This is a genomic window from Nonomuraea muscovyensis (genome assembly GCF_014207745.1).
Taxonomy (GTDB): Bacteria; Actinomycetota; Actinomycetes; order Streptosporangiales; family Streptosporangiaceae; genus Nonomuraea; species Nonomuraea muscovyensis.
In genome coordinates this window covers 1,252,475-1,266,179 of sequence record NZ_JACHJB010000003.1, presented here as the reverse complement: position 1 = coordinate 1,266,179, position 13,705 = coordinate 1,252,475, and the positions used below count along the sequence as shown (strand labels likewise).

Here is a 13,705-nt window from a genome sequence, read left to right as displayed (position 1 = left end):
GCTATCCGTTGACCCACAGATTACCTGTGTGCATAACATGAATGCATCTACCTAACACGTATGTAACCCCATTGAACATGGAGGTAACAAGGTGCTTCGCGCGCTCTCGCTCACCATGGCCGTGCTCGTGACGGCCGGGTGCGCGGTTGCGGGCAACGAGGGCGGCGGCGACACGGGAACGGGCGGAACCGGCCCGATCACGTTCGCCACCGGCCGCGACACCACGGCGTACCTGCAACCCTTGCTGGATCGCTGGAACCAGGCCCACCCGGCCGAGAAGGTGACGCTCCTCGAACTGCCCGAAGCCGCGGACGAGCAGCGCGCGCAGATGGTCGCCAACCTCCAGGCCCGCAGCACCCGCTACGACGTGCTCGGACTGGACGTGGTGTGGACCGCGGAGTTCGCGGAGAACGGCTGGATCATCCCCCTGGAGCGCGGGTTCTTCCCGCTCGACAGGTTCCTGCCGCCCGTCGTGGAGACCGCGGTCTACAAGGACAAGCTGTGGGCCGTTCCGTACACGAGCAACGCGGGACTGCTCTACTACCGCACCGATCTGGTGAAGAAGCCGCCCCGAACCTGGGCGGAACTTCGCGAACAAGCACAAGAAGTAACCAAGAAGCACGCTATAGGAGGTTACGGCGGCCAGTTCCTCGCGTACGAGGGATTGACGGTCAACTTCTCCGAGGCTGTGCAGTCGGCCGGCAGCCAGGTCGTCAGTCCCGACGGCACCAAGGTCACCCTGGACGTGGCCAAGGCCGGCACCGCGCTCGACTTCCTCCGCCAGGGACTGCGGGAGGGCTGGATCCCCACCGAGTCCCTGAGCTACAAGGAGGAGGAGTCACGCCTGGCCTTCCAGGAAGGCCGCCTCGCCTTCGCCCGCAACTGGCCGCACGCCTACGGGCCGGCCAGGGCCGAGCTGGGCGGCAAGGTGGGGGTGACCATGCTCCCCGGTCTCGACGGGCCGGGATCCAGCACGCTCGGCGGGGCCAACCTCGCCGTCAGCGCCTCCTCCAAGCACCAGCAAACCGCGCAGGAGTTCATCCGCTACTTCACGGGCCTGGACAACCAGCGCCGGGTGCTCACCGAAGGGTCGTTCCCGCCGGTGTGGACCGAGCTCTACGACGACCCCGAGCTCACCAGGCGCTTCCCCTACCTGCCCGTGCTCAAGCAGAGCATCCTCGCCGCCAAGCCGCGGCCGGTGAGCGCGAACTACAACCAGCTGAGCCTGGTGATCGCCAGTTCGGTCTCCAAGGCGCTCAGCCCCCCTTACACGGAGTCCGCCCGCGACGTGGCGGCCTCCGTGAAATCCGAACTCGAAGAGATCCTGAGAACCCAGTGAGGTCATTATGCGATCAGCCAGAACAGCAGCGGTCCTGGCCGGGCTCGCGGTAGCAGTCGCCGCCTGCGGCAACGCCCCCACCACCACGCAGCCCACCGCGTCGAGTTCGGCCAGCGCGGGCGGCGGGGCCAAGACGCTGGAGGGCGTCAAGCTCGAGGTCGCCGCCAAGTGGACCGGTGACGAGCAGAAGAACTTCGAGCAGGTGCTCAAGGCGTTCTCCGACAAGACCGGCGCCGAGGTCACCTACGCCTCCACCGGCGAGGACACCGGCGCCTACCTCGGCCCGCGCATCCAGGGCGGCAGCCCGCCCGACGTGGCGATCCTCCCGCAGCCGGGCCTGGTGCAGCAGTACGCCGAGCAGAACGCGCTCAAGCCGCTCACCGACACGGTCACCAAGCAGATCGACGACAACTACACGCCGTACTGGAAGGAGCTGGGCTCCGCCGACGGCAAGGTCTACGGCGTGCTGGTCAAGGCGGCCCACAAGTCGCTGGTGTGGTACCGGGCGCAGGCGTTCGAGGACGCCGGCGTGCAGCCGGCCACCACCTGGGACGAGCTGGTCAAGGGCGCCCAGACCATCGCCGACTCCGGCACCCCGCCGTTCTCCTTCTGCGGCGCCTCCGGCTGGACCCTGACCGACCTGTTCGAGAACGTCTACCTCTCGACGGCCGGCCCCGAGAAGTACGACCAGCTCGCCAAGCACGAGATCCCGTGGACCGACCCCAGCGTGACCACCGCGCTGGAGAAGATCGCGCAGATCGCGGGCAAGAAGGAGTTCGTCGCCGAGGGCAACTCCGGCGCCCTGCAGACCGACTTCCCCACCTGCGTCACCAAGGTCTTCGGCCAGAAGAAGGCCGCCATGGTCATCGAGGCCGACTTCGTCGCCACCCCGGTGGTCCAGGCCGGCGCCAAGGTCGGCGAGGACGCCAAGTACTTCCCGTTCCCCAAGGCGGGCGACACCGCCCCGGTCGTGCTCGGCGGTGACGTCGCCGTCGCGATGAAGGACTCCCCCGGCGCCATGGCGCTGCTGGAGTTCCTGGCCTCCAAGGAGGGCGGCGAGGTCTGGGCCAAGCTCCCCGGCTACCTGTCCCCCAACAAGAACGTCTCCCCCGACAACTACCCCGACGAGCTGACCAAGCAGCTCGGCCAGACCATCGTCTCGGCCGGTGACGCCGTCCGCTACGACATGTCCGACCTGGCGCCGAGCGCCTTCGGCGGCACCGACGGCAAGGGCGAGTGGAAGGTCCTGCAGGACTTCCTGCGCAACCCGAGCGACGTCAAGGGCGCCCAGGAGGCCCTGGAGGCCGAAGCCAAGAAGGCCTGGAAGTAAAGAGGTATGGCCGTGACCGAACGGTTGGACGGCCCGACGGCCCCGCGCGAGGGTAACGACTCGCGCGGGGGCGCTTCCGGACCAGCTGATACCCCCCGCACACGACGCCTCGGCCCCTCCCCCGTGGTCGCGATCGCCTTCCTGCTCCCGGCGGCGCTGCTGCTCGGAGTCTGGGTGGTCTACCCGATCGTCTACTCGATCTTCCGCAGCCTCTTCGACGCGACCGGCTCCGGTTTCGTCGGGCTCGGCAACTACATCACGATCTTCACCGACGGCGGCATGCTCACCACGATCAGGAACAACCTGATCTGGGTGATCGTCGCGCCGATCGTCATCACCGTGCTGGGCCTCATCTTCGCGGTGCTGACCGAGCGCATCCGGTGGGCGACGGCGTTCAAGCTGATCGTGTTCATGCCGATGGCGGTCTCGCTGATGGCCGCCGGCGTCATCTTCCGCCTCGTGTACGACGAGGACCCCGACAAGGGCGTGGCCAACGCCGTGCTCACCACGATCAACGACACGTTCTCCTCCTCCCAGGGCTACCCGGAGGCCCGCCCCCGCGAGGGCGACCAGTCGCCGGTCGCGGACCAGGGCGGCGCGGTCGTCACCAAGCAGCCCGCCCAGACCGGGCAGCCGGTGCTGGTCCCGATCGTCGGCGTCAAGCCGGCGGTCATGCCTGGGAACGCCCAGACCGCCAAGACCCCGCAGGGCGGCAACGAGCTGTCCGGCACGGTCTGGTTCGACTTCACCCCGGGCGGCGGCGGCCAGAGCGGCGCCGTGGACGCAGGCGAGAAGGGCCTGCCGGGCATGACGGTGGAGGCGGTCGGCAACGACGGCCAGGTGGCGGCGACCGCCACCACCGCCGAGGACGGCTCGTTCCGCTTCGAGGGCCTGGCCGCCGGCTCCTACGTCGTGCGGCTGCCGCAGTCGAACTTCGAGGCCGCCTACAACGGCCTCACCTGGCTCGGCCCCACGCTCATCACACCGGCGATCATCGGCGCGTTCGTCTGGGTGTGGGCCGGGTTCGCCATGGTGCTGATCGCGGCCGGCCTGGCGGCCATCCCGCGTGACGCGCTGGAGGCGGCCCGCATCGACGGCGCCACGGAGTGGCAGGTGTTCCGCAAGATCACCGTGCCGTTGCTCTCGCCGGTGCTGCTCGTCGTCTTCGTGACGATGATCATCAATACCTTGAAGGTGTTCGACCTGGTCTTCATCATCGCGCCGTCCTCGGTCCAACCGAACGCGAACGTGGTCGCGCTGGAGATGTGGCGCGTGTCGTTCGGCGGCGGGAACAACCAGGGGCTCGGCAGCGCCCTGGCGATCTTCCTGCTCATCCTGGTCCTGCCCTTCATGATCATGAACATCCGCAGGTTCAGGAGGGAGAACGCATGACCACCGCGACAGCCCCGGCTGCTCCCGCCGCCTCCGGACTGCACACGGGCGCCCCGCGCAGGGGCCTGGCCAGCCGCATCGTCGACCGGGTCGGCAGCGGCACCATCCAGGTCGTCATGGTGCTGCTCGGCCTGTTCTGGCTGGTACCGACGCTCGGCCTGCTGGTCGTCTCGATGCGGACGGTCGAGGTCAACAACGCCGAGGGCTGGTGGACCGTCTTCACCAAGCCCGCGGAGCTGACCCTCCAGAACTACGCCAACCTGCTGTCCAGCGGCTTCACCGCGTCGTTCTGGAACACCGTGGCCATCACGGTGCCCACCACGGTCCTGGTGATCGGCATCGCCGCCATGGCGGCCTACGCCTTCGCCTGGATGGAGTTCCCGGGCCGCGACACGCTCTTCCTCGTCGTGATCGGGCTGCTCATCGTGCCGATCCAGATCGCGCTCATCCCGATCGCCTCGTTCTACGGCGGCATGGGGATCTTCGGGTCGATCCCCGGCGTGGTGCTCTTCCACGTCGCGTTCGGCCTGCCGTTCGCCATCTTCCTGCTCCGCAACTTCTTCGTCGGCATCCCCTCCTCCCTGCTGGAGGCGGCCCGGATGGACGGCGCGTCGGAGTGGAAGATCTTCGCCACCGTGGTGTTCCCGCTGGGCAAGCCGGCGATCGCCTCGCTCGGCATCTTCCAGTTCCTCTGGGTGTGGAACGACATGCTCATCGCGCTGGTCTTCGCCGACACCGGCAGCCAGCCGATGACCAAGGCGCTCCAGTCCCAGATGCGGCAGTTCGGCTCCAACGTGGACATCCTGTCCTCCGGCGCCTTCCTGTCGCTGATCATCCCGCTGATCCTGTTCTTCGCGTTCCAGCGCTACTTCGTGCAGGGCATGATGGCGGGCTCGGTCAAGTAGGGACCGTTCGCCGCGGAACCCCGCACTCCTCGGGGGGGTGCGGGGCTCCGTTGTGATCATTCTGGTACGGCCGGCAGGCCCGATCGGCGCGCAGGCCGTACCAGACCTGGATAAGCTCATCGGCCATGGCCGGTCGTCCCCTGAACGAAATCGTCGAAGCCGGATGGGCACAGGCTCTTGAGCCCGTCGCCGAACGGATCTCCCACATGGGCGAGTTCCTCCGCAAGGAGATCGCCGAGGGCAGGCAGTACCTGCCCGCCGGCGCGCACGTGCTGCGTGCCTTCAACCAGCCCTTCGACGAGGTCAAGGTGCTGATCGTCGGGCAGGACCCCTACCCGACCCCCGGACACCCCATCGGGTTGTCCTTCTCCGTCGCCGCGGACGTCCGGCCGTTGCCGGGCAGCCTGCTCAACATCTACAAGGAGATGGAGAGCGATCTGGGCCTGCCCCGTCCCGCCAACGGCGACCTGACGCCGTGGGCCGAGCAGGGCGTGCTGCTGCTCAACAGGGTGCTGACCGTGATGCCCGGCAAGCCCGCCTCGCACCGGGGCAAGGGTTGGGAAGAGGTCACCGAGCAGGCCATCCGCGCCCTCGTGACCCGCGACAAGCCGCTGGTGGCCATCCTGTGGGGCCGCGACGCGCGCAACCTGGCGCCGATGCTCGGCAGCGTGCCGCGCATCGAGTCCGCCCACCCGTCGCCGCTGTCGGCACGCAACGGCTTCTTCGGCTCACGGCCGTTCAGCCGGGCGAACGAGCTGCTCGTCCAGCAAGGCGCGGCCCCCGTCGAGTGGAAGCTGCCCTAGCATCGTCGCCATGAGCGATAACGAGAAGTTTCTGCGCCTGACGGTCGAGCTGACCGTGGAGGTGCTCGACGTGGACGCGCTGCAGGCCGCCGCGCTGGCCGAGATTCGGCATCCCGACGCCGAGCTCACCGACGAGGAGCGGGCCGAGCAGGCCGAGCTCGTCGCCTCCGACGAGACCGGCGCCTCCGCGCTGCAGTGGTTGATCGAGCCTGACCACGTGCTGCAGCTCGTCGAGCACATCGACGAGATCGAGCCACGCGAGGCCGTGCTGGGGGTCGAGCCCTCGGAGGGGCCCAGTGAGGACGAGGACCACGAGGAGCATGACCACGCCTGACGCCCGGCGCGGGCCACGGCGCTGGACACACCCCGTGCCGTGGCTCGCCCCGTCCCATGCCGCCGAGGAGGTCTCACCGTGATCGTCGCATTCTCCATCACCCCGCTCGGCGTCGGCGAAGGGGTCGCCGAGCCGGTGGCCCGGGCCGTGAAGGTCGTCCGGGACAGCGGGCTGCCCAACCGGACGGACGCCATGTTCACCACGATCGAGGGTGAGTGGGACGAGGTGATGGACGTGGTCCGGCGCGCCGTCGAGGCGGTGGCCGAAGTCGCGCCACGGGTCAGCCTCGTCCTGAAGGCCGACATCCGCGAGGGCGTCACCGACGGGATGACCAGCAAGCTGGAGTCCCTGGAACGCCACCTCCCCTGACCCGCACAGGCGTTCCGCCCGCACAGCCTTCCTGGCCCGCACAGCCTTCCTGGCCCATGCGGAGCTCTGACCCGCGCGAGTGTTTCGACCCGCGCCGGCCTTCCTCACCCGCGCGAGCCTTCTGATCCGTGCAGGCTTCCGGGCTCGCGCGAGCCTTCTGATCGGTGCGGGCTGGCTGAGGCGCGCGGGCCTTCCTCACCCGCGCGGGCTCTCCTGAGCCCTACCGCCCGGCTCGTGCAGTCGCCGGCCCGAGCGACGCCCGCGCCCGCGGGAACAGGTCCCCGCTTGTCCTGGCGGGGGCCACCCCTCACCATCGAGATATGTCTTGACCGTCCTCAGAACGCGTCATATCGTGTCGCTGCAAACGCGATATGACGCGTATCGGAGAGGTGGAGACATGAAGCGCGAGCACGTGCCCGTCCTCGTGGTCGGCGGCGGATACGCCGGCCTCAGCACCGCCCTGCTCCTGGCCTGGCGACAGGTCCCCGTCATGCTGGTCGAGCGGCACGCCGGCACCTCCATCCAGCCCAAGGCGTTCGGCGTCGGCCCGCGTGCCATGGAGCTGCTGCGCCCCGTGCCCGGCATGGAGCGGGCGCTTTCGGAGATCTGGGCCGGCATCGGCGACGGCATGCGCATCGCCATCGCCCCGAACCTCGGCGCTCCCGACCCGCACATGATCGTCAGCAACAGCGAGGACGAGTTCGGCTTCCTACCCGAGGTGACACCCGTCCTCCCCATAGGCGCGCCGCAGGCCGAGGTGGAGCGCATCCTCCGCGCCCGGGCCGAGGAGCTGGGCGCCGACCTGCGCTTCGCCACCGAGCTGGTCAGCCTCGACCAGGACGCCGAGGGCGTGACGGCGGTGATCCGCGCGGGCGGCGCCGACAGCGTGGTGCGCGCCTCCTACGTCGTGGCCGCCGACGGCTACCGCAGCCCGGTCCGCGGGATGCTCGGCATGCCCACCACCGGCAAGGGCGAGCTGGGTCAGATGTGCTCCATCATGTTCGACGCCGACCTGACGGAGCTGGTGCGCGAGCGCGAGGTCACCCTCTGGTATCTGCAGAACGACGTCTTCACCGGCGTCATCCTCACCGGCACCGGCGTGGGCGCGCACGTGCTGGGCGTCAACCACGGCCCCGCCGAGAGCGAGACCTTCACCGAGGAGCGCTGCGTCGAACTGGTCCGGATCGCCACCGGCGTGCCCGGCCTGGACGTGCGGGTGCTCGACAAGGCGACGTTCGCCATGGCCCACGTGCTGGCCGAGCGCTACCGGGACGGGCGGGTGTTCCTGGCCGGCGACGCCGCCCACACGATGCCGCCCACCGGTGGGCAGGGTGGCAGCACGGCGATCGAGGACGGCTGCGACCTGGCCTGGCGGCTCTGGCTGGTGCTCTCCGGGCAGGCGGGGCCGGACTTCCTCGACACCTACGACGCCGAACGCCGCCCCATCGGCACACTCACGGCCGACGCCCAGCTCGCCAACCTCGGCGTGCGCATGCCGCCCGCCCTGCGCACCGACTACCCCGAGCCACTCGACGACCCCATCGGCGCGCTCCTCGGCCGACGCCACCACTCGACCGCCATCCTGAACGAACCCGGCGACGACGGGTCGATCCTGGAGGACCCCCGCGTGCCGACCGGTCGCCCCGGCAGCCGGGCCCCGCACGTGGTCCTGGACCGGGACGGCCGGCGCATCTCGACCATCGACCTGTTCGCCTCCGGCTTCACCCTGCTGGCCGGGCCGCGGGGCGCCGACTGGACCCGCGCCGGCCGGCTCGTCGCCGAACGGCTGGGCGTGCGGCTGACCCGCGTCGTGGTGGGCGAGGATCTGGTGGACGTCGAGGGGCGCTGGCAGGAGAGGTACGGCGTGGACGAGGGCGGCGCCGTGCTGGTCCGGCCCGACGGCTACGTCGCCTGGCGTTCCCCCGGCCCCCACCCGGACCCGGAGACGACCCTGGACCGCGCGCTACGCCACATCCTCAGCCGCTGACACCCGCCGCGGGCCGGTCGGGCGAGGGGAGGAACGAAACGGCCCGGCCCGCAGAGCAGGCCCGTACGCCAAGGAGATCAGAAGAACCCGAGCCGGCCGGTCCGCTGGGCGCGGGCCTCTCCCAGCCGGAGCGCCATCATCGCCGTCAGCAGCATGACGGCGGACAGGAGAGCGAGCGCCGCCAGCTCCCCGGCCAGCTCGCCCGCCCCCCGCCCGTCGAGCAGCGCCCCGCGTACCACCACCAGGCTCCCGGTGAGCGGCAGCACCGAGCCGGCCGCCCGCAGCCAGCCCGGCAGCGCGAAGGTCGGCAGCCGCACCCCGGCGGCGAACCACATCGGATCGTCCAGCAGCGTGTAGAGGAACGCGGCGTCCCTGGAGAAGATCAGCAGGCTGTTGAGCAGCGCCCCCCACGCCACGGCAGGCACCAGCATGGCCAGGAAGACGACCGCGTACATGCCCGGGTGGGCCACGCGGACCACGTCGAGCAGCGTGAACCCGGCCACCGCGAAGCAGGCGAACAACCAGGTGTTCTGCACCAGCGCGCCGAATCCGTTGGCGACGACCACGACCAGGCGGCTGGCCGGAGACAGGAAGAGCAGCTCCAGCGTCCCGGTCTGCCGCTCGAAGGTGAAGTGCCAGGCGGACTGCACCAACGAGAAGAAGAACGTGAACCCGAGCGTCCCGGTGGCCAGGAAGGCCAGCAGCCGCTCCGGGTCGGCGGCGAGCGGCCAGCGTTCGGCGATGCCGGGCGCGGCCGCCAGCGGGCGGAGCGTGTAGTACGACTGCGCCAAGGTGAGCAGCGGCCAGACCAGCATCGAGAAGATCACGAGCTTGCTGCCGAAGACCCGGCGGTGCTGCTTGAGCGCCTCGGCCCGGAAGATCCTCACGGCGTGCCTCACCGGGTCACCTGCCAGGGCCGGGCCAGGCACGGGCACGGGCTGCCCGGGTCGAGTGCGCACCTCGCGCACCCGGCGCCGAGTTGCCGCAGGTTCCAGGCCTTCGTGCGCGGCCTGACCTCCTCCGTCTCCGCCGGGCGGCGCCGCCACTTCACGCGACCACCGCCGCCGGCCGGTCGTTCAGAGCCAGGATGGCGTCCTCCAGGGTCGGCTCGGCGATCTCCAGGCGCTCCGGCGCGCCGCCCGCCTCGATGATCGCCGTGGTCAGGGCTCCGGCGACGTCCCCCGGACCGCTGAGCTCGACCACCCCGCCGGGCGCGATCCGGACTGCCGGGTCGAAGGCACGCGCAGCGGCCTCGACCTGGGGCGTGAGCTCGGCGACCGTGACACGCACCGTGCGGTGGCGGCCGGTCTGGGTCACCAGCTCGGCGGGGGTTCCCTCGGCCAGGTGGCGGCCCTCGCCGATCACGTACACATGCGCGCAGAGCTGCTCGACCTCGGCGAGGTAATGGCTGGTGAGCAGCACACCCTTGCCGCGCTCGGCCAGCTCGGCCACCACCCGGCGCAGGTCACGGGCGATGGGCGCGTCCAGGCCGAGCGTAGGCTCGTCGAGCAGCAGGTAGTCGGGGTCGTTGACGAGGCCGCGGGCGATGGACAGCCGCTGCGCCATGCCGCGTGAGTAGCGCTCGACCCTGGTGTCGGCGGCCTCGACCAGCCCGACGAGGTCGAGCAGTTCGGCGATGCGCGGCCGGAGGACTCTGCCGGGAACGTCGTAGAGCTGTCCGAAGTACCACAGGTTCTCTCGGCCGGTCATCCGCGCGTACACCATGCGCTCGCCGCCGGCGATGAGGTTGATCCTCCTACGTACGGCGTGCGGCTGCCTGGCCGGGTCGAGCCCGCCGACGGTGACGGTGCCGGACGTCTGCCTGAGCAGGGTGGCGAGGATCTTGATCGTGGTGGTCTTACCCGCTCCGTTCAGGCCGAGCAACCCGGTCACGCGGCCGCGCGGGATGGTGAGGTTCAGGTCGTGCAGGGCGACCTTGGGGCCGAACTCCTTGCGCAGGTGCACGGTCTCGATCATTCAGAAGCTCCGTTCCATGGCCCTGCGCTCCGCCCAGGGCATCGTGAGCAGCCCGGCGGCGGCGTAGCCGAGGGCGATCAGTACGGCCACGCCGAGACGGGCGGGGTCCAGTCCGGTGCCGCCGGTGAAGACGCCCCGGATCACGTCCATGGCGGCCGTCACCGGTATCAGCTCGCCGAGCCATCGCAGCGCCTCCGGCAGGTAGTCCCTCGGGAAGGTGAACCCGGACAGCACGGCCACCGCTTGGAAGACGGTGTTCTGCGTGATGTGCGCCTCTCCGGCGACGATCATCACGTTGCTCAGCACCACCGACATTCCGAACACGGCCAGGGCCAGCCCGGCGACGGCCAGCACGGCGTCCACCGCGCCCGTGGCCGCCGGCCGTACGCCGAGCAGCAGCGCGAACCCCAGCAGGACGGCCACCTCCAGGGCGACGGCCGTGAACGCGAACGCGGCGAACCCGAGCAGGTAGGGCAGTCGGCGCGCCGGTGCGACGACCAACGCGCCCATCGTGCCCTCGCGCTGCTCCTGGATCATCGCCTTGCCGATCCAGAGGATGCCGTGCACGACGAACATGTAGGCCGCCGCGCCCACGGCGATGTAGCCGAGATAGTCGGCGGTGCCCACCCTGCCGGCGAACTCCGCCGGCACCTGGTCTCCGGCGACGGCCCGCAGCCCGAGATATGCCACCCCCATGGTGAAGACACCCAGCAAGAGGGTGCCGATGAAGTACGACCACGGGTAGGCCCGCCTGGTCACCAACCACGACCGCCTGAGGGTCGCCCATGCCACCGTCATAAGTCTCCTTTGGGAACTGACTGAGTTTCTATCAGAGACTCACAAGGGGGTAAAGTCGGGTCATGGCCCGGGAACTACGTGTTCAGGACGCCCAATGCTCGATCGCCCAGGCGGCGGCCGTCGTCGGCGACTGGTGGAGCCTGCTCGTCGTGCGCGAGGTCGCGCGGGGGCATCGCCGGTTCGACGAGCTGCTCGGCGAGCTCGGCATCTCACGCAAGGTGCTGACCGAGCGACTGCGCCACCTGGTGGAGCACGGAGTGCTCGCCCGCGAGCCGTACCAAGCGGGGCCGGTGCGCCACGAGTACGTGCTCACGGACGCCGGCTGGGCACTCGCGCCCGTCCTGATCACCATGCAGGACTGGGCGGACCGCTGGTTGCTCGGCGACGGCTCCCTGACCGGGGTGGCCGAACCCGCGAGCACGGAGGCGGCCCGCGTCCACGCGCTGCTCGGCACCCGCGTACCCGCCCCCCTGTTCCTCCCGAGCCACGGCGGGGCCTCAGCGGACGAGATGGCCACAGGCACCACGACCGCACACAGGACAGCCCCGAACGGGCGGGCGCCGGGGGGTGGCAGCTCAGGCGAGGTGGCAGCGGACGGTACGACAGCGGGTGGGGCGGGCGCGACGCCGGCTCTCGATGTGGTGGCGGACGCGGCGGCCACCGTCCTGTTCTGCTATCCGGCGACGGGCATGCCCGCACCCTTGCCGCCCGGCTGGGGCGAGGTACCGGGCGCGGCGGGCTGCACGCTGGAGAACCGGCTGTTCAGGGACAGAGCATCCGAGTTCGCCGCCAAGGGGGTCGCCGTCCACGGCGTGAGCACGCAGCGGCCCGACGAACAGGCTGCCTTCGCGGCCGCAGAGGAAATCCCGTTCCCGCTGCTCTCGGACATGGACCTGCGGCTGGCCGCGGCGCTCCGGTTGCCCACGTTCCGGGCGGGGCAGGCGCTCCGGCTCAAGCGCGCCATCCTGGTGATCGATCGGCACCGGGTGGTCCGCCACGTCACCTTTCCGGTCCTCGACATCCCCCAGGCCGTCGAGGAATCCCTCGAAGCCGCCCAGTCGCTGCCCCGCTGACCGATCCCTGCCCCGCTGACCGACCCCTGCCCCGGCTCCGGTCCCGACTCGACTCCACCCCGGCGACCCGAGCGCCGGGGCCTCCACGACACAGGACCGGGGTCGGGGACCTGGGCCAGGGTGGGGCACCCGGGACTTGGGTGGAGAACCCGAGACCTGGGTGGAAGAACCCCGGACCTGGGTGGAGAACCCGGGGCCGAGACCGGACCCGCACAGCGCAGGACCGGGACGGCGAGGGACGCAGGAACGAGACATGCACAGGACCGGGGCGGGTACCTGGAACCCCACGAGGAGGCCCGGACCTGTGGGGAGGCCCGGACCCGCGAGGACACCCGGACCTGTGGGGAGGCCCGGACCTGTGGGAAATCTGGACCGGGGCGGGGAGGTCAGGCGTACCAGTCGCCGGCGAGTTCCTGGATCTCCTTGCTGCCCTTGCGGACATAGGTCGCAACGGTGAGGACCTGCCAGATCGACTTCGGGTGGTTGAGCATGCTGAACATGAAGACCGAGCCGCCGTCGCGGGCGACGAAGCCCCACGGGGTGCCGAACGACTGGTAGCCCACGTACGCCCCCTTGGAGATCCTGGCGTAGGCCTTGCGGCTGAAGTTGTCCTTGGCCAGCCGGTAGCCGTTCTTGCCCGCCCGCTTGTGCCGGTCGTAGTCCCAGAAGATCATGTACTCGCCGGCGATGGCCCCGCCGGTCGACATCGGGGCGGCGGTGGCGTAGCCCTCGGCGTCAAGGCGCGGTGCGGGCACCCGCTGACCGTAGTGGAGCGGGGTCTTCGCGGCCAGTTTGAAGGACTCGCCCTTGGCACGCCAGAAGGCCAGCAGGTGCGCCCGGTCCTGACCCTGGTAGGTCGCCTGGAGCATGAACCACTCGCCGGTGGCCGGTTGGTTGCGGGGCACGTAGTAGGTCTGCTTGCCGGTCAGCCGGATGGGCTTACGGGCGCGGTCCTTCTTGCCGTCGCTGACGTGGCCGCGGTCGATGACCACCTCGTGCCGGGTGCCTTCCGCGAACAGGGTGTCCGCCCTCGCCTGCTCATCCCACCACTTGCGGTCCTTGATGAGCTTGTTGTGCCTGGTCACCCAGGACGCCGCCTCCTTCCTGGCGTCGGCGAGGGTCAGCCGGATGTCGTCCGCCGGGCTGGACGGGGTCGCGGTGGGGGTGGCGCTGGGCTCAGGGACGGCGCTGGCCGGTGGGGAGGCGGGGGACCCGGAGGAGGACGGCGAGGGGGAGCTCGCCGCGGGTGCGGCCCATCGGGCGACGGGGTTGTCCGCCAGCGAGCAACCCACGAGGCCGAGGGCCAGGGCGACGATGAGCGGCACCTTGCGCACGGTGTTCCTTCCAGGATTATTGCGACAAAAGACAATAGAGAGACCGTACCGGACAGGTTTGGGT

13 protein-coding genes are annotated in these 13,705 nt (G+C 70.2%); 9 read left to right on the top strand and 4 right to left on the bottom strand.

The window, feature by feature from the left end; all coding sequences use genetic code 11:
* Positions 1–91: 91 nt before the first annotated feature.
* From FHU36_RS37560 to FHU36_RS37525, 8 genes are all read left to right on the top strand, one after another.
* Positions 92–1,339: an ABC transporter substrate-binding protein gene (locus FHU36_RS37560; RefSeq protein ID WP_312892101.1), complete on the top strand. Its 1,248-nt coding sequence runs from the start codon at positions 92–94 to the stop codon at positions 1,337–1,339.
* A 7-nt stretch (positions 1,340–1,346) separates the two neighbouring features.
* Positions 1,347–2,669, top strand: coding sequence for an ABC transporter substrate-binding protein (locus FHU36_RS37555; RefSeq protein ID WP_185088783.1), 1,323 nt, complete (start codon positions 1,347–1,349; stop codon positions 2,667–2,669).
* Between the two features lie 6 nt (positions 2,670–2,675).
* The gene (locus FHU36_RS37550) at positions 2,676–4,061 is read left to right on the top strand and encodes an ABC transporter permease (RefSeq protein WP_185088782.1); all 1,386 of its coding nucleotides are present in this window, start codon (positions 2,676–2,678) and stop codon (positions 4,059–4,061) included.
* Positions 4,058–4,966 carry a carbohydrate ABC transporter permease gene (locus tag FHU36_RS37545; protein ID WP_185088781.1) on the top strand — a complete coding sequence of 303 codons (909 nt, stop codon included), beginning with the start codon at positions 4,058–4,060 and terminating at the stop codon, positions 4,964–4,966. Before FHU36_RS37550 ends, FHU36_RS37545 begins: the two co-directional genes overlap by 4 nt.
* 125 nt (positions 4,967–5,091) lie before the next feature.
* Positions 5,092–5,769: a uracil-DNA glycosylase gene (locus FHU36_RS37540; protein ID WP_185088780.1), complete on the top strand. Its 678-nt coding sequence runs from the start codon at positions 5,092–5,094 to the stop codon at positions 5,767–5,769.
* Positions 5,770–5,779: 10 nt separating this feature from the next.
* A complete protein-coding gene (locus tag FHU36_RS37535) occupies positions 5,780–6,103 on the top strand; it encodes a hypothetical protein (RefSeq protein ID WP_185088778.1) in 324 nt (107 codons plus the stop codon).
* A gap of 78 nt (positions 6,104–6,181) precedes the next feature.
* Entirely contained in the window at positions 6,182–6,472 is a 291-nt protein-coding gene (locus FHU36_RS37530; RefSeq protein ID WP_185088776.1) for an MTH1187 family thiamine-binding protein, read from the top strand.
* A gap of 397 nt (positions 6,473–6,869) precedes the next feature.
* Complete coding sequence (locus FHU36_RS37525; protein WP_185088775.1) at positions 6,870–8,459, top strand: FAD-dependent monooxygenase; 1,590 nt, start codon at positions 6,870–6,872, stop codon at positions 8,457–8,459.
* A gap of 77 nt (positions 8,460–8,536) precedes the next feature.
* Here the strand turns inward: FHU36_RS37525 and FHU36_RS37520 are convergent, their stop codons facing one another.
* The 3 genes from FHU36_RS37520 to FHU36_RS37510 form a co-directional block, all read right to left on the bottom strand.
* Positions 8,537–9,358, bottom strand: coding sequence for an ABC transporter permease (locus tag FHU36_RS37520; protein ID WP_221497117.1), 822 nt, complete (start codon positions 9,356–9,358; stop codon positions 8,537–8,539).
* A gap of 148 nt (positions 9,359–9,506) precedes the next feature.
* The gene (locus FHU36_RS37515) at positions 9,507–10,436 is read right to left on the bottom strand and encodes an ABC transporter ATP-binding protein (RefSeq protein ID WP_185088774.1); all 930 of its coding nucleotides are present in this window, start codon (positions 10,434–10,436) and stop codon (positions 9,507–9,509) included.
* Positions 10,437–11,234, bottom strand: a complete 798-nt coding sequence (locus tag FHU36_RS37510; RefSeq protein ID WP_185088773.1) for an ABC transporter permease — start codon at positions 11,232–11,234, stop codon at positions 10,437–10,439.
* Positions 11,235–11,296: 62 nt separating this feature from the next.
* On the opposite strand from FHU36_RS37510, the gene FHU36_RS37505 reads away from it, so the two are divergent.
* Positions 11,297–12,307, top strand: a complete 1,011-nt coding sequence (locus tag FHU36_RS37505; protein WP_185088772.1) for a winged helix-turn-helix transcriptional regulator — start codon at positions 11,297–11,299, stop codon at positions 12,305–12,307.
* A gap of 386 nt (positions 12,308–12,693) precedes the next feature.
* On the opposite strand, the gene FHU36_RS37500 is transcribed toward FHU36_RS37505, so the two are convergent.
* Positions 12,694–13,641 carry a DUF8094 domain-containing protein gene (locus FHU36_RS37500; RefSeq protein WP_185088771.1) on the bottom strand — a complete coding sequence of 316 codons (948 nt, stop codon included), beginning with the start codon at positions 13,639–13,641 and terminating at the stop codon, positions 12,694–12,696.
* Between the last annotated feature and the right edge of the window lie 64 nt (positions 13,642–13,705).

Excerpts from the sequence above, each read along its gene's own strand:
- FHU36_RS37515 (WP_185088774.1), bottom strand. The coding sequence starts at position 10,436 with ATGATCGAGACCGTGCACCTGCGCAAGGAGTTCGGCCCCAAGGTCGCC.
- FHU36_RS37550 (WP_185088782.1), top strand. The coding sequence starts at position 2,676 with ATGGCCGTGACCGAACGGTTGGACGGCCCGACGGCCCCGCGCGAGGGT.
- FHU36_RS37510 (WP_185088773.1), bottom strand. The coding sequence starts at position 11,234 with ATGACGGTGGCATGGGCGACCCTCAGGCGGTCGTGGTTGGTGACCAGG.
- FHU36_RS37505 (WP_185088772.1), top strand. The coding sequence starts at position 11,297 with ATGGCCCGGGAACTACGTGTTCAGGACGCCCAATGCTCGATCGCCCAG.
- FHU36_RS37535 (WP_185088778.1), top strand. The coding sequence starts at position 5,780 with ATGAGCGATAACGAGAAGTTTCTGCGCCTGACGGTCGAGCTGACCGTG.
- FHU36_RS37525 (WP_185088775.1), top strand. The coding sequence starts at position 6,870 with ATGAAGCGCGAGCACGTGCCCGTCCTCGTGGTCGGCGGCGGATACGCC.
- FHU36_RS37555 (WP_185088783.1), top strand. The coding sequence starts at position 1,347 with ATGCGATCAGCCAGAACAGCAGCGGTCCTGGCCGGGCTCGCGGTAGCA.
- FHU36_RS37545 (WP_185088781.1), top strand. The coding sequence starts at position 4,058 with ATGACCACCGCGACAGCCCCGGCTGCTCCCGCCGCCTCCGGACTGCAC.
- FHU36_RS37540 (WP_185088780.1), top strand. The coding sequence starts at position 5,092 with ATGGCCGGTCGTCCCCTGAACGAAATCGTCGAAGCCGGATGGGCACAG.